A 22,604-nucleotide genomic window follows, 5' to 3' on the forward strand; every position below is an offset into this window, starting at 1 on the left:
GGCGCGGGCGGCATGGGCGGTATGGGTGGCCCCGGCGGTCTTCCCTGGCGTTAAGCCATTGTTAGTAACGTTGTAACGTGCTTGGCAAGGTTGACGGCTTAAGAGTTTTCTGGCTGTCAGGCTTTCCAAGCAGAGCGCATTTGCGTAGAATGCGGCCTCTTCATGCGTGGGTGTTGGCAAAAATGCGCGAGCATCGCCTTACCATCTGCCAGTGAAGAACCTGATGGTACGCAGCAAATCACTGATTTTAGTCTGCAGTGCCGAGAAAATAGTATGACGAGTGTTCTGTTAGCGATCTGCGCTATTGCACACTCTCGTAACCTCAACCGAAGGATAGTTATCGTATGGTTACCATTCGTTTGGCACGTGGTGGCGCCAAAAAGCGTCCCTTTTATCACCTGACTGTTACTGATTCACGCAACGCCCGTGATGGCCGTTTCATCGAGCGTATCGGCTTCTTCAACCCGGTTGCCCGTGGTCAAGAAGAGCGTCTGCGCGTTGATCTTGAGCGTGTTACTCACTGGCAGAGCCAGGGCGCCCAGTTGTCTGGTCGTGTTGCTGAGCTGGTTAAAGAAGCGCGTAAACAGGCTTAAGCCGGTTAATGCGTGACTGTCAGTAAGTGATAGTAGGTGATGTTGTCGTTGTAATTTGTTGGAGCGGTCGTCGATGACGCGTTTTGAAACTAGCCATACAGACGACGCACATGTGGTGCTTGGTAAGCTAACTAGCCCTCACGGGATTAAAGGTTGGCTTAAGGTCTACTCCTATACCAATCCCATAGACAGCATCATGGAATACCCAGAATGGTGGGTGCGCCAAGGGGAATCCCTCACGCGCATGACCGTGATTCAGGGACGTCGGCAAGGCAAGGGTCTTGTGGTGCAGCTAAAAGGTGTTGATGACCGAACGGCAGCCGAAGCGCTGGCGCAAACGGACATTCTGATGCCGAAAGAGGCACTGCCTACGCTTTCCGATGATGAGTATTACTGGCATGAGCTTGAAGGCTTAACCGTCTTCACTCAGTCAGGCGAGCGGTTAGGGCAGGTCAGTTACCTGTTTGAAACCGGCGCAAACGATGTCATGGTGGTGCGCGGTGATAACGACGCAATTGATAAGCGTGAGCGACTGCTACCTTTCTTACCCGATGATGTAATTGTTGAAATCAGCCTCGAAGATGGCCGTATGGTCGTGAATTGGGATCCTGAGTTTTGAAAGCTAGTTTGAGTAAGCAGTTGTCGAGCGAGCTCACAGTAACTGATTCAACTGTTACTGCAGCAAACGGTGAAGAAAGCAGCTTAACGGATGCTCCCGCGATGTGGATTGGCGTGGTATCGCTGTTTCCAGAAATGTTCGATGCGATTACCCAACAAGGTGTGGTCGGTCGAGCGGTAGAGAAACAGCGTATTGCCCTGGAGTTTTGGAATCCGCGCGATTACGCCACCGACCGCCACCGCAGCGTGGACGATCGCCCTTACGGCGGCGGCCCCGGTATGCTGATGAAGGTAGACACCCTGCGGGCTGCTATCTTTGATGCTCGGCAACGAGCAGAGCAAGCAACGGGACAATCGCCTACCGTGATCTATCTCTCGCCCCAAGGGCGTAAGTTGGATCAGCAGGGTGTTCAAGCGCTCGCCTCAGCAGGCCCTCTCGTAGTGGTCGCTGGGCGCTATGAAGGCATTGATGAGCGCGTGGTGGAAAGTGACATTGATGAAGAATGGTCAATTGGTGACTATGTGCTGAGCGGTGGTGAGTTGCCAGCAATGGTGCTAATTGACGCGGCGGCACGGCTGGTACCCGGTGTGTTGGGCCACCAGGATTCCGCTATCGAAGACTCGTTCAATGATGGCTTGTTAGACTGTCCGCACTATACCCGTCCTGAGACGATCGACGGGCGACAAGTGCCTGATGTGCTGTTAAGTGGTAATCATGCGGCCATCAAGCGCTGGCGGTTAAAGCAGTCGTTAGGCCGTACATGGCAGCGCCGTCCTGATCTATTGGCAGGACGCACACTGGACGCCGAGCAACAGCGGCTTCTAGACGAGTTTATCGAGGAACACGCTCTGTCAACTAAGTGATTGTTTTTCAATTGCATAGAACAGAGCGGCGGTGCAGGGCAAATTAGGCAGATAGTCCATAAGACAGCTAGTCGATGAGACAGTTAGCCGACGCACCTGCGTCACCCATAACGACTCCCGCGTAGCTCGTTTCGAGCGCCGGGATCACGGTTTGCCCCTTCCACAACTGCGTGGCAAGCCATTACGTTATTTAGGAGTATGAAAATGAGCAGCAAGAACAAGGTGATCCAGGCGATCGAATCTGAGCAAATGGGCAAAGAGATTCCGGCCTTTGCACCGGGCGACACCATCGTCGTTCAGGTTAAAGTAAAGGAAGGTACTCGTGAGCGTCTGCAGGCGTTTGAAGGTGTGGTCATCGGTAAGCGTAACCGTGGCCTGAACTCCGCTTTCACCGTACGTAAAATTTCTCACGGTGTTGGTGTTGAGCGTACTTTCCAGACCTACAGCCCGCTGGTTGACTCTATTGAAGTCAAGCGTCGCGGTGACGTTCGTCAAGCCAAGCTGTACTACCTGCGCGAGCGCAGCGGCAAGTCGGCGCGTATCAAGGAAAAGCTGGCTTAACTGCCACTTTTTCACGGGCGCACGCTGTTTTGACATGCGTCGCGCTCGGATACCAAGACCCCGTCACCGCTTTGCGGGGCGGGGTTTTTGTTTGTGTGGTACCACCGTCAAGAGACCGTTAGCCTATGAGCGTGATAGATGCCTATCTAGATGCCTTATGGTTAGAGCAAGGGGCAAGCGACCATACGTTAGCGGCCTACCGGCATGACTTAACTGCTTGGCAGCAGCAGCTCGAAAGTGCGGGAGAAACACTGTTAACTCCCTCATCAGAGCGTTTTAGCGAGTGGTTGGAAGTACGTCGAGAACAGGGCTATCAACTACGCAGTAATGCACGGCTACTCTCGTCGCTGCGCAGTTTTTACCGTTGGGCACGGCTTTATGGGCATATCGCTAGCGACCCATTGGCCAATGTGGCGCTGCCGCGGGTACGCCCTAGCTTGCCGAATACCCTGGAAGAGGAAGAGGTTGAGCGTCTGTTGCTCGCCCCTGATATCAACACCTCGCTTGGCGTTCGCGACCGCACCATGCTTGAGCTGCTGTATGCCTGCGGGCTACGCGTGTCGGAGCTGGTTGGATTGACTGGCGATGCGGTCAATCTTCGCCAAGGGGTTGTTCGTGTCAGAGGCAAGGGCGATAAAGATCGACTGGTGCCAATGGGTGAAGAAGCGGCCGAGTGGGTAGAGCGTTACCTAAAAACGGCGCGGCCCGCGTTGATGCAAGATCCTACACGGCCCGCGCTGTTTCCAGGGCGGGCAGATAAAGCCATGACCCGGCAAACGTTTTGGCACCGTATAAAAGCCCACGCTATCACTGCAGGTATTACTCGACCCTTGTCGCCTCACACGTTACGCCACGCATTTGCGACCCATTTATTGAATCATGGTGCTAATTTGCGGGTCGTACAGCTGTTGTTAGGTCATAGCGATCTATCTACAACGCAAATTTATACCCATGTTGCCCAGGCGCGCCTGGAGCAACTGCATGCCGAACACCATCCGCGAGGTTGAAGATACAATGCATCAACGTATGTCTTTAGTTGCTAAATCCTGTGCTTCTTGGCTGGCGCTGGCGGGGTGCTTACTGCCTGCTGTTGCCAGTGCTGATGCCGTGTCCGAGCAGCTGATGGAGAATTTACAAGTTAATGGCCAGTCAATGCCGGTGGAGCAGGTAAACGAAACGCCAATGGATGGGGTGTATCACGTAATCCTGGAAAGTGGGGAGTCTTTTTACTCCAATGCCGATGGCAGCCACTTTTTGGTAGGGGACCTCTATCAAAACGCGGATAATGGTTTGGTTAACTTAACCGAGCAGGCGCGTAACCAGGAAAGGGCTACAGTGCTGGCTGCCATTCCAGCGAGCGAGCGAGTCGTTTTTCAAGGTGTGGGTGAGCCGAAAGCCACGGTAATTGTGTTTACGGACCCTACCTGCCCATACTGCGAGCGCCTACATGAAACGGTGCCTGAGCTTAACGAGCGCGGCATTGCAGTGCACTATATGGCCTTTCCACGCGCAGGCATGGGAAGTGGTGCTGCGACGACGCTTGAGCAAGTGTGGTGTTCGGATAACCGTAGCGAGTCCATGACTCAAGCTAAACAAGGCCAAACGCTTGCGGCATCGGCAAACTGCGATAACCCCGTTGCCGATCAGTACGAATTAGGTAAAGCTGTGGGCGTGCAGGGGACGCCTGCGATTGTGTTGCCCGACGGGAAAATGGTGCCAGGGTTTGTACCCCCCGACCGGCTCGTTAGCATGTTAGGCTTGGAAGACGAATAACGTCACGAGTAGTGACGAACGATAGCGCTGAGACACTGATTTAAGAGGCGGCACCTATGGGTGCCCATCACGAAAGGGGAAGTATTTTGAAACCGGTAAGAGTAGGCATTTGTGGGTTAGGTACGGTCGGTGGCGGTACATTTAACGTCTTAACACGTAACGCTGATGACATTAGCCGTCGTGCTGGCCGCCCGATTGTGATTGAGCAGGTTGCCCACCGCAGTATTCACCCTGACTGCGATATTACCGGCATTAATGCGACCTCTGACGTGTTTGAGGTGGCTAATAACCCTAACGTGGATGTGCTGGTAGAGCTGATTGGTGGCTACGATCTCGCCCGCGAGCTGGTGCTAACGGCGATTGAAAACGGCAAGCACGTTGTGACTGCCAACAAGGCCTTGATTGCTGTTCACGGTAATGAAATTTTCCGCGCCGCGCACAAAAAAGGCGTCATTGTTGCCTTTGAGGCGGCTGTGGCGGGCGGTATTCCGGTCATCAAATCGCTACGCGAAGGCCTTGGTGCTAACCGTATCGAGTGGGTGGCGGGCATCATAAACGGCACCGGCAACTACATTCTCACCCATATGCGTGATGAAGGTCGCGCGTTTGAAGACGTGTTGGCCGAAGCTCAAGCGCTAGGTTACGCGGAGTCTGACCCCACTTTCGACGTGGAAGGTATCGACGCTGCCCATAAATTGACCATACTGGCGTCAATTGCCTATGGCGTGCCGCTGCAGTTTGATAAAGCCTTCACCGAAGGTATTTCTCGCATTACTGCAGAAGACGTCGAGCAGGCCGATAACCTGGGTTACGTGATTAAGCATCTGGGCATCTCTAAACGGACTGATCAAGGGCTAGAGCTCCGAGTTCACCCGACGTTGATTCCTAAAGAGCGCCTGCTGGCGAATGTGCACGGCGTTAAAAATGCGATTGCGGTGATGGGTGATGCGGTTGGTCCAACACTTTACTACGGCGCTGGCGCCGGTGCTGAGCCGACAGCGTCTGCCGTCGTAGCCGACCTTCTGGATGTTGCCCGTGATATCGCCACGGACCACCACTACCGGGTGCCTTACCTAGCGTTTAGCGGCATCGACGATGATGCCAGTCAACTGCCGATTATGCCGATGGAAGATATTACCACCGCGTATTATCTGCGTCTGTTGGCGGTGGATCGCCCGGGTGTGTTGGCGCGTGTTGCCACCATTCTGGCCGAGCAGGGCATCTCTATTGAAGCGCTGATCCAGAAAGAGGCTACTGAAGGTGAGTTGGTGCCGATCATTTTGCTGACGCATCGCACAAAAGAGAAACAGATGAACGATGCTATCCGTGAAATCGAGTCCATGGCGGATATTGCTGGGCCGGTTACCCGTATTCGCGTTGAAAGTCTGAGCGAAGGGGAATAACTCATGCGTTATATCAGCACGCGTGGCCAAGCGCCCGCGCTCTCCTTTGAAGAGGTCGTGTTAACTGGAATGGCCAGCGACGGCGGACTTTATGTGCCGGAAACGCTGCCCGAGTTTTCTAAGCAAGAGCTGGCCAGCATGGCTGGCCTTTCCTACGCCGAGATTGCTTTTCGGGTCATGAAGCCGTTTGTAAATGGTGAAATTGACGACGAGACCTTCCGTCGCTTGGTGACAGAAGCTTACGCCACGTTCAATCATGACGCTGTTGTGCCGTTAAAGCAGTTGGATGCCAATCACTTTCTGCTAGAGCAGTTCCACGGCCCAACGCTGGCGTTTAAAGATGTCGCGCTGCAGCTGCTAGGGCGGCTGCTGGATCATTTCCTGAAAAAGCGTGGTGAACGTGCCGTCATTATGGGCGCGACCTCTGGGGATACCGGCTCCGCGGCCATTGAAGGCTGTCGCCACTGCGATAACCTCGATATTTTTATTCTCCACCCGCATAACCGCGTGTCTGAAGTACAGCGCCGCCAGATGACGTCGGTGCTAGCCAACAACGTCTTCAATATTGCTATCGAAGGCAATTTTGATGATGCCCAGGCAATGGTGAAGGCGAGCTTTGCTAATCAGGATTTCCTGAATGGCACGCGCTTAGTGGCGGTGAACTCGATCAACTGGGCGCGCATCATGGCGCAGATCGTTTACTACATCGCCGCTGGTGTTGCATTGGGCGCGCCTCAGCGAGAAGTGAGCTTCTGCGTTCCGTCGGCTAACTTCGGTAACGTCTTCGCAGGCTACATGGCGTTTAAGATGGGGCTGCCGGTGAAGCAGTTCATTATTGCCACTAATGCCAACGACATTCTGCATCGCACGCTTGCCGCCAATGATTTCTCCAAGAAAGAGTTGGCAGCGACCCTTGCGCCGTCAATGGACATCGTTGTTTCGTCAAACTTTGAGCGTTTGCTGTTTGATGCTTACGACCGCGATGGTGCCGCTGTGGCAGCGCTACTAGAACGCTTCCAGCAAGAGCCTACGGCGCTTGCCGATGCACCTCTGGCCAAGCTGCGCGAAAAATTCGCTAGCCATAGCGTTGATGATGCGACCATTCTGGAAGTCATTCGTGAAGCTCATCACCGTACTGGGGAGATCCTTGACCCCCATACGGCCACTGGCTATCGCGCTGCAGAGCGCGCACGCGTGGATACCACGACGCCGGTGATTACACTGGCTACCGCGCATCCGGCAAAATTCGCTGAAGCCGTGGTTAAGGCAGGCTTCCAGGGTGTGCCGTTACCCACTCATATGGATGATTTGCTTGAGCGCGAAGAGCGTTACACGGTGCTGCCTGCTGAGCTGAGTGCCGTGCAGCAGTTTGTCGCTGACAATCGGCGCTGAGGCGTCATGGCCGACGAACCAGCACTCACCCAGCAGAACGCCAATCAGCCACGCTTAGAGCCTCGTCAACTGGACGAGGCTATCTATGTGCGTGCCCAAGCGGAAGGCTTAAGCGAGCTACAAGCACGGCTATTGGCCTCACGATTGCCGGGCTATAAGGGCGAGCTCGCACCACTGGTGGCGCCGAGCTTGCGCTACTTGGTGCATCCAGAAAAGCTAGCCGATGGCCGCCGTGCCGCTGAACGTATTGCCCAGGCAGTGGCAGAAGGGGAATCCATCGGCATTCTCACCGACTACGATGTGGACGGCATCACCTCCCATGTGGTGATTCGGCGTACGTTGGTGGAGCTGTTTGGCGTATCTGAACACAAGTTACATAGTTTGATTGGCCACCGTATCCACGATGGCTATGGCATTAGCCTGCCGCTGGTGGAACGCACACTTGGTTTAAAACCGCTGCCCTCGCTGGTGATTACCGCCGACTGCGGCAGCTCAGATGAGCCGCGAATTGCACGCTTGAAAGCCGTTGGTATTGATGTGGTGGTCAGCGACCACCACGCGCTGCCGTTGGAAGGCCCACCGCCTTCTGCCTATGCCTGTGTTAACCCGACACGCAGTGATTGTGACTATCCCGATAAAACGATCGCCGGTTGCATGGTGGCATGGCTTTTGATGTCACTTGCCCGTGGCGTATTGATTGAATGGGGGGCATTGCCTGATGCAACGCCTAAGCTCTCACCGTGGCTTTCTTACGTCGCGCTGGGCACCGTAGCGGACTGTGTTTCGCTGGGCGGTAGTCCGGCCAACCGCGCAGTGGTTAACTACGGATTAACGCTGATCAACCGTATGGACGCTGCCTGTTGGCGCGCCATGGCGGCGCGGCTTGGGGCAGATAGTGTGCCGTTTAACGCTGAAACGCTGGCGTTCCAAATGGGGCCACGAATTAACGCTCGCTCACGGCTGGATGACCCCTATGCGGCGTTACACTTTATGCTCGCGGAAAGCGATAGTGTCGCCAATCGTCAGCTAGAAGTGCTTGATCAAGACAATCAGTCCCGCAAGGCGATTGAAGCGGACATGGCCGAAGAAGCGCGGGCGCTTGCCGTTTCGTCGCTGGAGGCTAATGAGCCTGCAGTGGTGGTACTGCTGGAAGATGGCCACCCTGGTGTGCAAGGTATTGTCGCTTCGCGGTTAGTGCAGGCCTATGGCCGCCCCGCGTTGGTGCTGACCCACGCGGCGGCGCCCAATATGTTGACCGGTTCTGGTCGCTCGATTGATGGCCTGCACCTACGGAATGCGCTGCAACGCACCTTTGAGCTAGCCCCTGAGTCGCTACCGCGCTTTGGTGGCCACAGTGGGGCGGCGGGTGTCGGCGTACCAAGAGAGCAGTTAGCGGCCTTTAAAGCCGCATTTCTACAGGCCGTTGGTGAGCAGTTGGGCGATACACCGCTTTACCCGCGGCTATGGACAGATGGCGAGCTCTCTACGTCGCAGCTATCTCTGTTAACGCTAAGCGAAGTTGAAGCGCTTGGCCCTTACGGGCGTGAGTTTGACCCGCCACTATTTGAAGGGCGCTTTATTGTTGAAGCACTACGCCCAGTCGGTGCTGAAGGTTCTCACCTGATGATGGAACTTTCCATGGGCGCGGTGACCAGCAAAGCGATTTGGTTCCGGGCGTTAACGCCAGGGGAGCTCCCCTCATTTAGCGTGGGCGACACGCTGCACTGCGCCTATAAGCTCAATCGCAACCGCTGGCGAGGTCGAGAGTCATTGCAGTTGATGGTAGAACACGCCAGCCCTGTCTAATCCTCTTTGCTATTCGCGGATTTTAGTCAGTGGACAACATCGTTTGATGGTTGAATAAGACAGGAAACTTGGTATGTCAGACTCGCTTAGTGGTAGCCATGTGGCTGCCAGACCGTCACGTATCCTGTTTTTCCCGCTGGGGTGGGTGCTTGCGCATACAGTGCGTTGCATCGAGATAGCCAACGTGCTGCGCCAACGTGGGCACGAGGTGATTTTCGCGGGTGATGATCCTAACCATCCCAGCTCTCGCTTGAGCCTTGTTCAGGAAGCAGGGTTCCCTCTTATCTATGCTCGGGAGCCGAATCTTCCCGATATATGGATACGCTTTCAACGCCTTGGCTGGAAAGCCTCCTTTTGGGATATGGTGCACCTACGCTATTGGGCGCCTCTGACCAAGATTATCGAGTCCCAATTGCAGGCTATCGAACAGGTCAAACCTGATTTAGTGGTGGGGGATGCCACGGTAAGTGCCAGTACTGCTGCGTACATTGCCGGCGTCCCGTGTGCTGGCATAATGAATGGCTATGCCGCGAGACTGTTAACGCCGCCAACACCGACCTACTACGCTGCTAAAGGCTTAGACCGCTATTTACTGTCTGGTATTCGGCGGCGACTTTACCAGAAGTATCAGCGGCCAGACCGAAATGCCTTTGACATGCTCTATCACATGCCAATGATTTCGCCTGATTTGCCAGGGCTCTACAGCTTGCCTAAACGGTTTCGCGATTATCATATGGTAGGGCCGATCTCCCCAGATCTAACGGCCCCATTACCTGACTGGTTTGATGAACTCCAAGATGGCACGCCCAATATTTATATCACCATGGGCTCAACCGGGTTGTTAGAGCACTTCCTGCGCAGCACGTATCCCACCTTGGGAGCGCTGCCTTACCGTTTTATGGTGACCACCGGTGGTCAGGTAAGCGAAGAGGTGATGAACGCTGCCCCGAGTAATTTCCGTTTTACGCGCTATGCGCCTGGCTCGCAGCTCTTGGCTCATGCTCGAGCAATGCTATATCACGGTGGCAATGGCAGTATGTATCAGTCTTTAGCGGCGGGTGTGCCAATGCTGGCGCTGCCTGCCCACTATGAGCAGCGTCTCAATGCTCAAATTGGCGTGCGCCAAAAATTCGGCTTGCAGATGTCAGTGCGTAGAATTAATCCCAATAAATTGGTGCGACAGCTAGAGCGACTAATGCATGAGCCAGTATTTCGTCAATCTGCCCAGCGTTTTTCAAGCGCCGTGCAAAAAGCAAACGGGGCAGCCAATGCTGCCGATATATTAGAGAGGGCTCTGGGGCGTTGATGAAATCAGAGCTATTGAGCGCCAGAACGACGTTTTCCCTGCCCGGTGATTCTCTGTTAGGCCACTGACGTTGCAGAATCTCTTGGAATAAGTGCTTGAATACTTTTACAAAAGGATAGACTCATGCGGGACGATCTGCCTACAGATCCGCATAAATACTATGAAGATATGATGGCCATGGTACTCGGCACGCTGTTTGTTGCTTTAGGGGTGGCATTTTATACCCACTCGGTATTAATCACTGGCAGCACCGCTGGGCTGGCATTACTGCTGAATTACGTGACTGGGTGGGGATTTGGCTTCTGGTTTTTTGCCATCAATGTACCCTTTTACTATTTGGCCATTAAGCGCATGGGGTGGAGTTTTACGCTGCGCACGTTTGCTGCTATCGGTCTCGTGTCGTTGTTCTCTGAACTCACCCAAGGTTGGGTACAGTTCGCCAATGTTCCGTCGCTGTACGCTGCGTTGATGGGGGGCGCTTTAATGGGCATAGGTATGTTGATGTTGTTCCGGCATCGAACCAGCCTTGGGGGAATTAATATTCTCGCGCTCTATCTGCAAGAAAAGCACGGCCTGCGGGCAGGCTATGTGCAGTTGGGTATCGATGGGCTAATTTTGCTGGTGGCACTGACCCAGCTACCGCTAGACCGCGTGGGTTACTCCGTGTTGGGGGCACTGACGCTGAATTTGATTATTGCCTTGAATCACAAACCAGGGCGGTATATCGGTGTTAGTTAAATAGAACTAACGAGACAGGTCGCTAGAGATTTCTTATCAAGCAGGGTAACTAACCGTCGATGCGCCAAGCCGGCTGTTCCTGTTAAGGTAGACGTCGTTAAATTTAGTTAAAAAGTATGTCCCGCGAATAAGAGTCGGCTTCCAAACATATAAATAGTAGGGCAGGGGACAATGCACCACGATAGTGTTTTATGCAAAGCGGTAACAACACAAAGTGCGAATGATCATCTGGGGCTTTCTGAGGCATTGAACCGGGCTAAGGGGTTGGAACCTCCGGTCAAGGTAACGCCTGTTTCAGCCAGTAAAGGCATCGTGCATCGCTTGCGTTTAGCGCAGCACAATTTGCTTTCGGTCTGGCGGGAGGAAGATTACTCAATACGTACCTCGCGCATGGCGCTGATGAAGCAAGACTATGTTCTGTGTAATAGCCCCGATACGGTTCGTCGCGTTTTCCTTGAGCAGCACGACAACTATGATCGTAAAAGTCCGCAAATGCGCCGTGCGCTGGAACCGCTTCTTGATGATGGATTGTTTGTCAGCGATGGCGATTTGTGGCGCCAGCGCCGACGCCAGTGCGCGCCATCGCTAACCAACGCTCTGTTACCCGGTTTCTGTACCACCATGACCGCCTCGGCGGAGGAGACTGCCAAGCGATGGGCCCAGCATCCATCGGATACGCCTATTGATATGCTGACTGAGATGGCGCATTTAACCGCGCGTATCATTGGCCGAACGATTTTTGGGGATGACACCACCGACGAAGAAGCAGAGCAGGTGGTGGCTGGCTTTACCGAATATCAGCGTCATTCTGAGCATTTAGATATGGCCAATATGCTGGGATTGCCATTTTTAAGCTTGCTAGGTAATCCACTGCGACGATCGCGTACGCGCTATTCAGCAAAACAAGTGCATGAAATTATTGACCGTATTATTGATCGTCATACGCACAGATCAGGGCAAGGACAGCATAGCCTGATTGAGAGCTTTATGACGTCTATGAAAGATGGCGGAGATAATGGCTGTCCGATGGGCCGAAAAGCGGTGCGTAATGAAGCGATTGTCATGTTTATGGCAGGGCATGAAACGACGGCTAACGCATTGGCGTGGTGTTGGTATCTGCTTGATTATGACCCTCAGGCTATGGCGCGCCTGCAGCATGAACTTGATGACGTGCTCGGTGGTAGAACACCCTGCTATGCAGATGTCGCTAAGCTGCCTTATACAATGGCGGTATTTGAGGAAGCCATGCGGCTATATCCACCGGTACCCATGCTGAGCCGACAAGCGCGTGGGGAGGATAAGGTGCGCAATCGCGATGTGCGCGAGGGAACCGTTTTGCTCGTATCCCCTTGGCTGCTGCACCGGCACCGTAAATTGTGGGAAGCGCCCGATCATTTTGTACCTGAGCGTTTTCTTCCAGAGGCTCCACGTCCAGACAAATTTGCTTATCTACCCTTTAGCGTGGGGCCACGTGTTTGTCTCGGCAAGCGCTTTGGGCTTTATGAAGGTGTTCTCTGCTTGGCAACATTGGCACAACATTTCACGCCTAAACTAGTGAAAGGCCACCAAGTGAGCATTGAATGTCGACTGACATTACGCCCACAAGGCGGCCTACCAATGATGCTACAGCCACGTTGAAATTACTTATCAGGCGCTAAGCCAAAACCACCATACGATAGCGGCGATAAGACCGATTCCTGCCAGGTTGATCAATAGGCTCATGAGGCCTCCTGTTGGGCGGGTTTCCAAAGCCGTAAGCGGTTGGCGTTGCTCACCACGGTGATTGACGATAGCGACATGGCCGCACCGGCAATGATGGGTGACAGCAGCATGCCGGTGAAGGGGTAAAGCACGCCCGCAGCAATCGGGATGCACAGTACGTTATAGCCAAAGGCTCCGACTAGGTTTTGTTTGATGTTGGTGAGCGTCGCCCGGCTTAACTCGATAGCAGTAGCCACACCATGCAGCGAACCGCGCATCAAGGTAATCCCGGCGCTCTCCATAGCGATGTCGGTGCCCTGGCCGATGGCAAAGCCAACGTTGGCACGAGCCAGTGCTGGGGCATCGTTGATGCCATCCCCCACCATGCCTACGACCTCTCCTGCCTGCTGGCGACGCTCAATTTCTGCGTGTTTATCATCTGGCGTCATGCCTGCTCTAAACTCGCTAATGCCCACTTCCCTTGCCACGGCGGCCGCGGTGTGTTGATTATCTCCAGTAAGCATGACGACGGTTAAGCCATCTTCTTGTAAGCGTTTCACTGCGGCAGCCGCGTCAGCACGCAGCGGGTCACTGATGCCGAATAGAGCGGCTAGCTTGCCATTGGCTGCCAGGTATACCAATGAGCGTGCTTTCGCCTCTAGCTGGCGTACGCTCTCTTCGGCAGGGGTTAGGTCCACGCCAGCCTCTTCAAGTAGGCGAGCATTGCCCAGCAGCAGTGAGTCGCCTGCTTGGGTGCTACCTTTCACACCGCCACCGGTGACGCTATCAAACGTATCCAGTGTTTCAGCAGGGGCATTATGCGCTTCTGCATAAGCTGTTAAGGCATTAGCTAACGGATGCTCCGAACGGCTTTCCAAAGCGGCTACCCAAGCGAGCACTTGCGAGGCATCACTATGTAGCACAGTCGCATCGGTCACTTGAGGCTTGCCCTCAGTCAATGTACCGGTTTTGTCCACCACTAAGGTGGTGATTTGGCTGGCGGTCTGTAGCGCTTCACCACTTCTTACCAATACACCGTGCTCGGCGGCTTTACCCACCCCAATCATGGTGGAAATCGGTGTTGCCAGCCCTAATGCGCAGGGACAGGCGATAATCAGCACCGTGGTGGCAGTCACCAGCATATGGATCATCACGGGAGCGGGGCCGATGTTAAACCAGATTAGCGCGGTTAGTACGGCGATGATCATCACGCTGGGAACAAAAATTCCCGATACCTTATCGGCCAATTCGCCAATTGGCGGACGGGAGTTTTGTGCGCTGGCGACCTGTTCGGTTATACGACCCAAACGGGTGTCGCTGCCCACACGAGTGGCGCGATAGACCAAGCTGCCATTGCCGTTAACAGTCCCTGCGCTGACATCGTCATCCGCGTTTTTATGAACGGGTAGCGGTTCACCGGTCAGCATGGATTCATCAATATAGCTTTGACCATCGAGTACGATGCCATCCACTGGCAGTCGTTCGCCGGGTCGTACGCGGATATGATCGTCTATCGCTACGTCGTCAACAGGCAACTCCTGTTCTTGGCCATTACGGATCACGCGGGCTGTTTTCTCCTGCAGGTCTAGCAAGCGTTTTAATACACTGCTGGTGCGTCCACGGGCACGTAACTCCATGGCATTGCCGAGCAGGATGAGCCCCACCACCATGGCCGATGCTTCAAAGTAGATGCCTTGAGCGACCTCGGGTAGCCAAGGAGCAAACGCCACGACCATCATCGAATACAGCCAGGCGGTACCTGTGCCCATGGCCACGAGCGTATCCATATTGGCCTGGTGGAGCTTGAACTGTTTCCAAGCGTTGGTAAAAAAGTGCCGCCCTGGAAATGCCAAAATAGCCAGGGTAAGCAGGCCAATGACCAGCCAATAAAGACGGCCCATCCCCATGGGGTGCGGGTGGTAAACAAACATGCTCAGCATGAGCGGAATAGCCAGCGCTAATGACAGCATGCTGCCGCGCAGGCGTTGGCGATAGGTTGCTGCTTCTTGAGACTCACGAATGCGTTCGGCCTCGCGCATGTCGACAATGGGCTCGGCGCTATAGCCTGCTGCCGCCACAGCGTTAATCAGAGCCTCGCGCTCAACCTTGCCGGTTACTTGGGCGGTATGGGTGCCAAAGTTCACCGAGGCATCGGTAACGCCCGGGGTGTTGGCCAACGCTTTTTCGACGCTATTCACACAGCCTGCGCAGGTCATGCCACTAATCAACAGCCTCTGCTGAGGCGCGCTGGTGAGCGTCTCATTTTCAGCCGCCTGTTTGTCGTTACCTTTATCGACCGTTGGCGCAGGATCACTTTCTGTCGGTGGTTGAGTCTCGCCGCTAGGGGCACTCGGCGGATAACCCGCTTCACTTAACGTGCTATCCAGCGCATCGTTTTCTAACGTACTGGTAACTTCCAAGCGTTTTTCTGCGGGAAAGCCTTCTACGTAGGCGTTAGGATCAACGGCTTGAACCGCCTCGCGCATGCGCTTAACGCAGCCCTGGCAGGTCATGCCCGGCACGCTGCGACTCAGTGTTTGTGGCTGCAGGGTGTGTGACTGCATGGTGCCTCCTCGGGAAAACTCTCAATTAAACGACATAGGCTATGACCGTCTGGTATGCCATTGGGCATGTGCTGCCAGCTCTCTAGTGCCTGTTCCATGCGTTGGGCGAGCGCTTCAAGCTCGGCAATGCGTGCGCGGATTTGCGGTAGCCGGTGGGTGAGCAGATCGCGCACCAATGGACATGGGGAGTCGCCTTGATCGGCCTGAGTCAGGATGTCGCGAATCTCAGCCACGCTAAAGCCGAGCTTGCGTGCTCGTTGAATAAAGTGCAGTCGCTCTAAGTCAGTGGTTGAAAATAACTGGTAGCCGTTCTCAGGGTGGCGTGTTGGTACCAGCAACCCCTCACGGGTGTAATGACGAACTGTTTCTGCGGTAACGCTACCGCGTTTGGCAAGTTCGCTGACCTTCATCGTTCCAGGCTGCATAACGCCCTCTGCGTGGAAGTTGTGATGTTTTTTAGTGTAAAACCTATGGGTAACACATAGGTCAAGCGATATTGGTGCCTTGAGTCAAAATGACTAAAACACTGATTTAAAACAACCGTTCGACTAATGTATAAGCCAAAACCGAAATAAAACGCTCGTTTGCCCTTGATCCCAAGCGGTCATTGGGCGAAAACTGGGGGTGTCAGAACAAAGAAGGTGGATGGGAGTATCCATCGGATCATTGGGAAGAGAGGCCCACTATGCATAATAAATTTAAAAAGCTCACCTTGGCGGCCGCAGTAGCATCAGTCGCTTTTGCCAGTCAGGCGCAAGCAGGTGGTTATCAAATCAATGAGCAGAGCGTCAGCGGACAGGGGTATGGCCATGCAGGACGTAGCTCAAATGTGCATGATGCAACTATTGTGTACGGCAACCCAGCGGGTATGTCGTTTCTTGACCGTGCCCAAATTACAGTAGGTGGCACGTTCCTAAACGTGAATAGCGACATTTCTAATGTCCGTGCCTCGCAGAGTAGCCCCGCTTTCCTGCAGGCGACAGGAGGCGCGACAGATACGTTGCCAGTGGCAGGCTCTAACGATGGCGATATGGTGCCAGGCACATTAGTTCCCTTCGCCTTTTATGCACACCCTGTTAACGAGCAGCTGGCATTCGGTTTTGGCGTCTACGCGCCATTTGGTTCTCAAACCGAATACGAAAATGACTTTCAGGGGCGTAACCAGGGCAATTACACCGAAGTAAAAGTGATGACGGCTCAGCCAACGGTCTCTTATCGCTTCAACGAACAGTGGTCTGTTGGTGCTGGCCTTACCTATAACCGCGTAGAAGGCGAGCTTCGCCGTCAGGTGCCAGTGGCAACACCGATGGGTCTTTCTGAAGTGGATTCACGTGTAGAAGGTGATGATGAGGCCTGGGGCTATAACTTGGGTATCATTTATCAGCCAGCACCTGAAACTACCCTTGGTTTAACGTACCGCTCAAAAGTAGATTTCAATCTAGAAGGCAGCTTTGCGGCGAACTCACCTGTGTTGGATCAGCTAGGGGTTGGTACAGTAACAGATACGGCAGCGTTGGATTTAACAACGCCTGAAACAGTCAACTTCTCGCTGACTCAGCAAATGAGCGACAAGCTGAAGCTGATGTTCGGTGTTTCCTGGGCACGCTGGAGTCGCTTTGACCAGATCTTGGTCACCGGTACTGAGCGTGGTGAGATTACCAACGAACAGCAGAACTACTCTAATGCGTGGGCGTTCTCTACGGGTGGCGAGTATCAGTTAACACCTACACTGGCGCTACGTGCCGGGGTCGCACTGGACTTTACACCCACTCAAGATGCCACGCGCAGTGTACGTATTCCCTCTGACGACCGCCGAATTTTCTCAATTGGTGCAGGCTGGAGCCCCACGCCTGATTTAACCTTGGACGTTGCCTACTCGTACCTTACCGAGCGCAGCACCCAGGTTGATCAAACCAAAACCGACAGCTTCACCGTGGCAGGGCAGCAAACACCGCCGATTACCTCTAACTACTCAGCAGACTACAAAAACGAAGCCCATGGCTTCGGTGCTCAGCTTACCTATCGTTTCTGATCATAAGCTGACTGTTTGAGTCGTTTTACCTATAAACCCGGCGTAAGCCGGGTTTTTTTGCATGGCGATCCTTTTTCAGGGTGGGTGCGGTAAGCGTTGGCTTTCGTTACAATGCGTCTCAGAATTTCGCCGCTGGGGCGGCTAGCGTTGGCATTTGTAAGCCTAGGCGCTTAGCTGCCCCAGCGGCGCCTGTCTCTTTTGAACCGTGCGATACTGACCAAGGCTAGGCGATCCATGTTGGAAACTAACCCGATTCATAACCAGATTAAGGACCTGTCTGAGCGGACAGACGTTCTTAGGGGGTATCTTTGACTATGCCGAACGCAAAGATCGGCTAGAAGAAGTCTCCCGCGAACTTGAAGACCCTAATGTCTGGAATGATCCAGACTATGCCCAGAAACTGGGTAAAGAGCGCTCATCGCTTGAAGCGATTGTCGCCACCATCGATGAGCTTGATCAGGGCTTGGCTGACAGCCGCGACCTGCTTGAACTTGCTGAGATGGAAGAGGATGAAGGCACCGTTGATGAGGTGCGCAAAGAGCTCGATGGTCTGCAAGTGGCACTGGAGAAACTCGAGTTTCGTCGCATGTTTTCCGGTGAAATGGATGAGAACAACGCCTATCTGGATATTCAGTCGGGGTCGGGCGGTACCGAAGCTCAGGACTGGGCGAATATCCTGCTGCGTATGTACTTACGCTGGGCAGAGAGCCACGGTTTCAAAGCAGAGATTATCGAAATTTCTGCTGGCGAAGTAGCAGGCATTAAATCGGCGTCGCTGCATATTCAAGGGGACTATGCCTTCGGATGGTTGCGCACCGAAACAGGTGTTCACCGTTTAGTGCGTAAAAGCCCGTTTGATTCTGGCGGCCGTCGTCACACGTCGTTTGCATCGGTATTTTTGTCGCCGGAAATTGACGACAGCTTTGAGGTTGAAATTAATCCCTCTGATCTGCGCGTAGACACCTACCGCTCCAGCGGTGCAGGTGGTCAGCACGTTAACACCACCGACTCAGCGGTGAGGATTACTCACGAGCCCAGCGGTATCGTGGTGGCATGTCAGAATCAGCGCAGCCAGCACGCTAACCGCGACTTCGCCATGAAGCAGTTGAAGGCCAAGTTGTGGGAACACGAAATGCAAAAGCGCAATGCGGCCAAGCAGGAAGCGGAAGACTCTAAAGCCGATATCGGCTGGGGTAGCCAAATTCGCTCATATGTACTGGACGATCAGCGCATCAAAGACCTGCGCACTGGCGTTCAGTCTAGTAACTGTGACAAAGTGCTCGACGGCGATTTAGATCAGTTTATCGTCGCTAGCCTAAAGCAGGGTTTGTAATTTTTTTAGCGTTTGAACATTGAACAGGGTGCCCGATGGCTAACCAAGACGCGTCTTCTCTCGATAACGAAAACCACCTAATCGCTGAGCGCCGTGCCAAGCTCGCGGCTCGTCGTGAGCGCGCCGCTGAGCAAGGTAAGAGCGCTTTCCCGAACGATTTTCGCCGTGACAGCCTCACGGTTGAGCTACACAACCTGCTGGGCGAAAAGGATAAAGCGGAGCTTGAAACGCTTGATCATCAAGCGTCGGTGGCTGGTCGCGTCATGCGTAAGCGTGGCCCGTTTATCGTGATTCAAGATGTGGCCGGCCAAATCCAGCTCTACGTAGATAAAAAGGGCTTGCCTGCTGATGTGCTTGAGGACATTAAAGGGTGGGATATCGGTGATATCGTTGCTGCCCGTGGCCCAGTACACAAATCGGGTAAGGGCGACCTGTACGTGATGATGGTAGAAGCGCAGCTGTTGACCAAGAGCCTGCGTCCACTGCCGGATAAGTTCCACGGCCTGACCGATCAGGAAGCGCGTTATCGCCAGCGCTACGTAGACCTGATCATGAACCCGCAGTCGCGTAAGGTATTTGAAACTCGCGCGGCGGTAATCAGCTCCATGCGCCGCTTCTTTGAAGCTCGCGGCTTTATGGAAGTTGAAACGCCGATGCTGCAGCCGATCCCCGGCGGTGCGGCAGCGCGGCCATTTATTACTCACCATAATGCGCTGGATATTGATATGTATCTGCGTATTGCACCAGAGCTTTACCTCAAGCGTCTGGTGGTGGGTGGTTTCGAGAAGGTTTTTGAAATCAACCGTAATTTCCGTAACGAAGGGTTATCTACGCGACATAACCCTGAGTTCACCATGGTCGAATTCTATTGGGCCTACGCGGATTATCGTGATCTGCTCGATATGACCGAAGCCATGCTGCGCACGGCGGCCCAAGAAGTGCTGGGCACGACGACGATCGAGTACCAAGGTGCTAACTACGACTTCGGGAAGCCGTTCCAACGCCTAACACTACGCCAAGCGATTCTTGATCATGGCGACGGCATCACCGATGCGGATTTGGATACGCTGGAAGCCGCACAAGCGGTTGCAGAAAAGCTGGGCATTAAAGTGAAGGAGAGCTGGGGGCTGGGTAAAGTTCAGACCGAGATCTTCGAAGAAGTGGCCGAGCAAAAGCTGGACCAGCCGACGTTCATTACTGAATACCCCGCAGAAGTTAGCCCGCTGGCGCGTCGTAACGATGCTAATCCTTTCGTTACCGACCGTTTTGAGTTCTTTGTCGGTGGCCGAGAAATTGCCAACGGCTTCTCGGAGCTTAATGACGCCGAAGATCAGGCTGAACGTTTCCGCGAACAGGCCGCCGAAAAAGATGCCGGTGATCTGGAAGCGATGTATTTTGACGCCGACTACGTGCGCGCGTTGGAGTATGGCTTACCGCCAACGGCGGGTGAAGGAATTGGTATTGACCGTTTAGTAATGCTGTTTACCGACAGCCCCTCTATTCGGGACGTACTGCTGTTCCCAGCGATGCGCCCCGAAGCCAGCGAGTAACGCTGACAAGCTCTAGACAATAGCGTGCGGTACGAAGCAGCTGGAGTCTTTGGTGATTTTGCCAACGTCTTCACGAATACCAATGCCGCACGCCTTGTCACCGACTACCCAACTGCCGATCAGGGCATGCCGTTCGCCAAAGCGCGGCAGTGGGTGGTAGGCCTGCAGAATACGCGGGTTGTCGGTATAGGGGCCATCAACGGCTTCGTACTGGCCGCTCGTGGTTATCAGCTCAATATTGCTACCTTCCCGAGAGAAAAATGGTTTGCGCACCCAGCCGGGCGTCAGCGACGTGCCATCGCTGGTGTCAAAATACGCCGGTAACAGGTTGGGATGGCCTTCATGCCACTGCCATAGCAACGGCAGAATGCCCTTATTGCTGAGGATGGCTTTCCACGGGGGCTCGAACCAGTGAGTTTGCATCATGGGCAGTAGCTCACCGAAAGCGTCATCGCTCATTTCTTCCCAGGGGTAGAGCTTAAACAGTGCACGGATGGGCCGGTTTTCCAGATCAACAAAACAGCCGTGGTCGGTGTTGGGTTGATAGCCGATATCTTCGATATGGATAAAGGGAGCATTCAGCCCTGCCTGTAGGGCACAGTCCTGCAGGTAAGCAACGGTAGCGCGATCTTCTTCATGGGCTTTGATGGAAGCGAAGTGCAGTGCCGGAGAGGCTGAGCCGTTGCGTTCAAGGCGCTGCCCGATATGGGCGAGGGCAGCAATCATGCGTTCCTGGATCGAATTGAATTGGTCGGCGTGGGCAGGCAGCAGGCGCTGTTCGATCACCTGTTCAAGCCATAGCCACTGAAAGAAGCCCGCCTCGTAAATGCTGGTGGGGGTATCGTAGTTAAGCTCTAGCAGTTTGGCAGGCCCATTACCGCTATAGGCAAAATCCATGCGCCCATAGAGATGTGGCTGGCCATTACGCCAGGAGGCACGAATAACGCCCCACATCTGTTCAGGGATATTTAACTGGTGAAGCAGGGCATCAGACTGGCAGATCCGATCAACGGCATCCATACACATCTCGTGCAGCGCCTCGGTGGGGTCCTCGATGTCCTGTTCGATCTGGGCCAACGTGAACTGGTAATAGGCATCCTCGGTCCAGTAGGGCTCCCCTTCAATAGTATGGAAGTGAAACCCTAGCTGGTGCGCCAGTTCGCGCCATTGAGGGCGTTCAGTAATGGCAACGCGCAACATAAAACGGCTCCTTGCTGGCGCAGGTGAGTGCGTCGAAAGATAGTAAGCGAACGGAGGTTAGCTTAGGAGCCAAATCCGCCCCGTGCGCTGGAGCGCGAACCGAACCCAGAGCGTTGAGTTGCTCGTTGGTTGGACTGCATAACCGATGAGCGGAAGGCCTTGTTACGTTGGTCCACCCGTGAAGAAGCAGAGGACGACGCAGCATTCCAGTCGCCGCGATTCTGGCGGGTACGGTAGACCGGCTCTTGATACAGGCTTTGTACCCGCGCGCCATTGCGGTTGGCCATCATGTTGCCAACCATATAGCCCATCAGTGCGGGACCAAACCAACTGCCACCTTGCCCCTGTTGAGCTGATTGGGGAGGGGGCTCACAGGCACCTTCGCCATGTACCTGTTCGCAAGCTTCTAAGGAGTCAAAGCGCGGAACCGCTTCAACGGCTGCCGTAAACGCCGCTTCACAGGCGGTGCGCGTATAAAGCTCGTCTGCCACGCACTCGTCTACGTTCTGGTAGGCCTTGGGCTCGGAGAAGTTGACATCTGACAGAGTGTCTTGCGGCGGGGATGACTGCCCACAGCCGGCTAATGCGGCTGTACCGGCAGCACCCATTAGAGCCAAGGTCAGCCGAGAGCTACGCTTGCGGCGCGGTGGCTGGTTAGATGATTGCATGAAAGTCTCCCCTTACCAGATCATGGAAGCAGCGTTGAGCAGGCCAACCGCGATAGCGATAGTTGCCGCGAAAATGCCGTATGCTACGTGGCCATCGGTAATATGCCCGGAAAGGCTCTGCCCTTTGCTTTTCAGCACCAGCTTGATGGCAAAGAAGGTAACGATCTGCACGATAAAGGCGATAATGCCCCAGGCGATAAAGTCAATGAAACTCACGCTGTTCGCCATAGCGCTGTAGAGCGGTATGGTAAAGCCTAGGGTGGCGCCGCCAAAGGCGGTTGCCGCCGCGGCGTTGCCTTCTTGGATCAACTTCCATTCATGATGCGGGGTGATCTTACTGTACGCGACCATAAATGCTACCAGCAGGATGGCTGCGGTGATCAGGTAGGCGAAAAACGCTGGCAGGCCTGCCAAGTACATACCGATATTGCCCATTATCGTTTCCTTTTTTAGTCGTCAATCGTTAGGTGTGAGTTGTAAGCTGGACGTGTTGAATCGAAAG

At 54.2% G+C, this 22,604-nt stretch carries 21 protein-coding genes; 15 read left to right on the top strand and 6 right to left on the bottom strand.

Translation table 11 applies throughout. The annotated features are described in order from the left end of the window. The coding region (locus INT19_RS19380; protein WP_226924479.1) for a hypothetical protein at positions 1 to 180 on the bottom strand (180 nt) is incomplete at its 3' end. Positions 181 to 344: 164 nt separating this feature from the next. Here INT19_RS19380 and rpsP point away from each other — a divergent pair. From rpsP to INT19_RS04450, 12 genes are all read left to right on the top strand, one after another. Continuing rightward, a complete protein-coding gene (gene rpsP, locus INT19_RS04395; RefSeq protein WP_009724081.1) occupies positions 345 to 593 on the top strand; it encodes a 30S ribosomal protein S16 in 249 nt (82 codons plus the stop codon). Between the two features lie 73 nt (positions 594 to 666). Further along, positions 667 to 1,212, top strand: a complete 546-nt coding sequence (gene rimM / locus INT19_RS04400; RefSeq protein WP_038480970.1) for a ribosome maturation factor RimM — start codon at positions 667 to 669, stop codon at positions 1,210 to 1,212. Between the two features lie 101 nt (positions 1,213 to 1,313). After that, positions 1,314 to 2,075 (top strand): tRNA (guanosine(37)-N1)-methyltransferase TrmD, encoded by a 762-nt coding sequence (gene trmD, locus INT19_RS04405; RefSeq protein ID WP_038486491.1) that lies wholly within the window; start codon positions 1,314 to 1,316, stop codon positions 2,073 to 2,075. Between the two features lie 204 nt (positions 2,076 to 2,279). Then, positions 2,280 to 2,636, top strand: coding sequence for a 50S ribosomal protein L19 (gene rplS / locus INT19_RS04410; RefSeq protein WP_009724084.1), 357 nt, complete (start codon positions 2,280 to 2,282; stop codon positions 2,634 to 2,636). A 125-nt stretch (positions 2,637 to 2,761) separates the two neighbouring features. Then, the gene (xerD, locus tag INT19_RS04415; protein WP_089039267.1) at positions 2,762 to 3,643 is read left to right on the top strand and encodes a site-specific tyrosine recombinase XerD; all 882 of its coding nucleotides are present in this window, start codon (positions 2,762 to 2,764) and stop codon (positions 3,641 to 3,643) included. After that, positions 3,618 to 4,409 carry a DsbC family protein gene (locus INT19_RS04420; protein ID WP_193059864.1) on the top strand — a complete coding sequence of 264 codons (792 nt, stop codon included), beginning with the start codon at positions 3,618 to 3,620 and terminating at the stop codon, positions 4,407 to 4,409. The genes xerD and INT19_RS04420 overlap by 26 nt, the downstream gene beginning before the upstream one ends. An 86-nt stretch (positions 4,410 to 4,495) precedes the next feature. Then, a complete protein-coding gene (locus INT19_RS04425; protein WP_089040914.1) occupies positions 4,496 to 5,812 on the top strand; it encodes a homoserine dehydrogenase in 1,317 nt (438 codons plus the stop codon). Positions 5,813 to 5,815: 3 nt separating this feature from the next. Next, a complete protein-coding gene (gene thrC, locus INT19_RS04430) occupies positions 5,816 to 7,204 on the top strand; it encodes a threonine synthase (RefSeq protein ID WP_193059865.1) in 1,389 nt (462 codons plus the stop codon). Between the two features lie 6 nt (positions 7,205 to 7,210). Further along, positions 7,211 to 9,010: a single-stranded-DNA-specific exonuclease RecJ gene (locus INT19_RS04435; protein WP_193059866.1), complete on the top strand. Its 1,800-nt coding sequence runs from the start codon at positions 7,211 to 7,213 to the stop codon at positions 9,008 to 9,010. 73 nt (positions 9,011 to 9,083) lie between these two features. Continuing rightward, positions 9,084 to 10,316 (top strand): glycosyltransferase, encoded by a 1,233-nt coding sequence (locus INT19_RS04440; protein ID WP_193059867.1) that lies wholly within the window; start codon positions 9,084 to 9,086, stop codon positions 10,314 to 10,316. 123 nt (positions 10,317 to 10,439) lie between these two features. Then, positions 10,440 to 11,054 (top strand): YitT family protein, encoded by a 615-nt coding sequence (locus tag INT19_RS04445; protein ID WP_193059868.1) that lies wholly within the window; start codon positions 10,440 to 10,442, stop codon positions 11,052 to 11,054. Positions 11,055 to 11,225: 171 nt separating this feature from the next. Further along, entirely contained in the window at positions 11,226 to 12,692 is a 1,467-nt protein-coding gene (locus tag INT19_RS04450) for a cytochrome P450 (RefSeq protein WP_193059869.1), read from the top strand. Between the two features lie 80 nt (positions 12,693 to 12,772). Here INT19_RS04450 and INT19_RS04455 read toward each other — a convergent pair whose 3' ends face one another. Both INT19_RS04455 and INT19_RS04460 read right to left on the bottom strand, forming a co-directional pair. After that, positions 12,773 to 15,319 (bottom strand): heavy metal translocating P-type ATPase, encoded by a 2,547-nt coding sequence (locus tag INT19_RS04455; protein WP_193059870.1) that lies wholly within the window; start codon positions 15,317 to 15,319, stop codon positions 12,773 to 12,775. Continuing rightward, positions 15,286 to 15,729 carry a MerR family transcriptional regulator gene (locus INT19_RS04460; RefSeq protein WP_193059883.1) on the bottom strand — a complete coding sequence of 148 codons (444 nt, stop codon included), beginning with the start codon at positions 15,727 to 15,729 and terminating at the stop codon, positions 15,286 to 15,288. Before INT19_RS04460 ends, INT19_RS04455 begins: the two co-directional genes overlap by 34 nt. Before the next feature lie 275 nt (positions 15,730 to 16,004). Between INT19_RS04460 and INT19_RS04465 the strand changes: the two genes are divergently transcribed. From INT19_RS04465 to lysS, 3 genes are all read left to right on the top strand, one after another. Further along, on the top strand, positions 16,005 to 17,351 hold the full coding sequence (locus tag INT19_RS04465; RefSeq protein WP_193059871.1) for an OmpP1/FadL family transporter: 1,347 nt from the start codon (positions 16,005 to 16,007) through the stop codon (positions 17,349 to 17,351). Between the two features lie 234 nt (positions 17,352 to 17,585). Continuing rightward, positions 17,586 to 18,684, top strand: a protein-coding gene (gene prfB, locus INT19_RS04470) for a peptide chain release factor 2 (RefSeq protein WP_193059872.1) whose coding sequence is annotated in 2 segments (ribosomal slippage) — positions 17,586 to 17,660 and positions 17,662 to 18,684 — 1,098 coding nt in all. Because the reading frame shifts where the segments join, the coding sequence is not laid out codon by codon here. A 35-nt stretch (positions 18,685 to 18,719) separates the two neighbouring features. Next, positions 18,720 to 20,234, top strand: a complete 1,515-nt coding sequence (lysS, locus tag INT19_RS04475; protein ID WP_193059873.1) for a lysine--tRNA ligase — start codon at positions 18,720 to 18,722, stop codon at positions 20,232 to 20,234. Positions 20,235 to 20,246: 12 nt separating this feature from the next. On the opposite strand, the gene INT19_RS04480 is transcribed toward lysS, so the two are convergent. The 3 genes from INT19_RS04480 to INT19_RS04490 form a co-directional block, all read right to left on the bottom strand. Continuing rightward, positions 20,247 to 21,434: a glutathionylspermidine synthase family protein gene (locus INT19_RS04480; protein WP_193059874.1), complete on the bottom strand. Its 1,188-nt coding sequence runs from the start codon at positions 21,432 to 21,434 to the stop codon at positions 20,247 to 20,249. Between the two features lie 62 nt (positions 21,435 to 21,496). Beyond that, entirely contained in the window at positions 21,497 to 22,102 is a 606-nt protein-coding gene (locus INT19_RS04485; protein ID WP_193059875.1) for a DUF1190 domain-containing protein, read from the bottom strand. Between the two features lie 12 nt (positions 22,103 to 22,114). Beyond that, on the bottom strand, positions 22,115 to 22,537 hold the full coding sequence (locus tag INT19_RS04490; protein ID WP_009724104.1) for a DUF350 domain-containing protein: 423 nt from the start codon (positions 22,535 to 22,537) through the stop codon (positions 22,115 to 22,117). Positions 22,538 to 22,604 lie beyond the last annotated feature (67 nt).

This window comes from Halomonas sp. 3A7M (assembly GCF_014897875.1).
In the GTDB taxonomy this organism is placed as follows: Bacteria; Pseudomonadota; Gammaproteobacteria; order Pseudomonadales; family Halomonadaceae; genus Vreelandella.

Bases quoted from the DNA above. Each gene is read 5' to 3' on its own strand.
- rpsP (WP_009724081.1), top strand. From the start codon at position 345: ATGGTTACCATTCGTTTGGCACGTGGTGGCGCCAAAAAGCGTCCCTTT.
- rimM (WP_038480970.1), top strand. From the start codon at position 667: ATGACGCGTTTTGAAACTAGCCATACAGACGACGCACATGTGGTGCTT.
- trmD (WP_038486491.1), top strand. From the start codon at position 1,314: ATGTGGATTGGCGTGGTATCGCTGTTTCCAGAAATGTTCGATGCGATT.
- rplS (WP_009724084.1), top strand. From the start codon at position 2,280: ATGAGCAGCAAGAACAAGGTGATCCAGGCGATCGAATCTGAGCAAATG.
- xerD (WP_089039267.1), top strand. From the start codon at position 2,762: ATGAGCGTGATAGATGCCTATCTAGATGCCTTATGGTTAGAGCAAGGG.
- INT19_RS04420 (WP_193059864.1), top strand. From the start codon at position 3,618: ATGCCGAACACCATCCGCGAGGTTGAAGATACAATGCATCAACGTATG.
- thrC (WP_193059865.1), top strand. From the start codon at position 5,816: ATGCGTTATATCAGCACGCGTGGCCAAGCGCCCGCGCTCTCCTTTGAA.
- INT19_RS04435 (WP_193059866.1), top strand. From the start codon at position 7,211: ATGGCCGACGAACCAGCACTCACCCAGCAGAACGCCAATCAGCCACGC.
- INT19_RS04440 (WP_193059867.1), top strand. From the start codon at position 9,084: ATGTCAGACTCGCTTAGTGGTAGCCATGTGGCTGCCAGACCGTCACGT.
- INT19_RS04445 (WP_193059868.1), top strand. From the start codon at position 10,440: ATGCGGGACGATCTGCCTACAGATCCGCATAAATACTATGAAGATATG.
- INT19_RS04450 (WP_193059869.1), top strand. From the start codon at position 11,226: ATGCACCACGATAGTGTTTTATGCAAAGCGGTAACAACACAAAGTGCG.
- INT19_RS04455 (WP_193059870.1), bottom strand. From the start codon at position 15,319: ATGCAGTCACACACCCTGCAGCCACAAACACTGAGTCGCAGCGTGCCG.
- INT19_RS04460 (WP_193059883.1), bottom strand. From the start codon at position 15,729: ATGAAGGTCAGCGAACTTGCCAAACGCGGTAGCGTTACCGCAGAAACA.
- INT19_RS04465 (WP_193059871.1), top strand. From the start codon at position 16,005: ATGCATAATAAATTTAAAAAGCTCACCTTGGCGGCCGCAGTAGCATCA.
- lysS (WP_193059873.1), top strand. From the start codon at position 18,720: ATGGCTAACCAAGACGCGTCTTCTCTCGATAACGAAAACCACCTAATC.
- INT19_RS04480 (WP_193059874.1), bottom strand. From the start codon at position 21,434: ATGTTGCGCGTTGCCATTACTGAACGCCCTCAATGGCGCGAACTGGCG.
- INT19_RS04485 (WP_193059875.1), bottom strand. From the start codon at position 22,102: ATGCAATCATCTAACCAGCCACCGCGCCGCAAGCGTAGCTCTCGGCTG.
- INT19_RS04490 (WP_009724104.1), bottom strand. From the start codon at position 22,537: ATGGGCAATATCGGTATGTACTTGGCAGGCCTGCCAGCGTTTTTCGCC.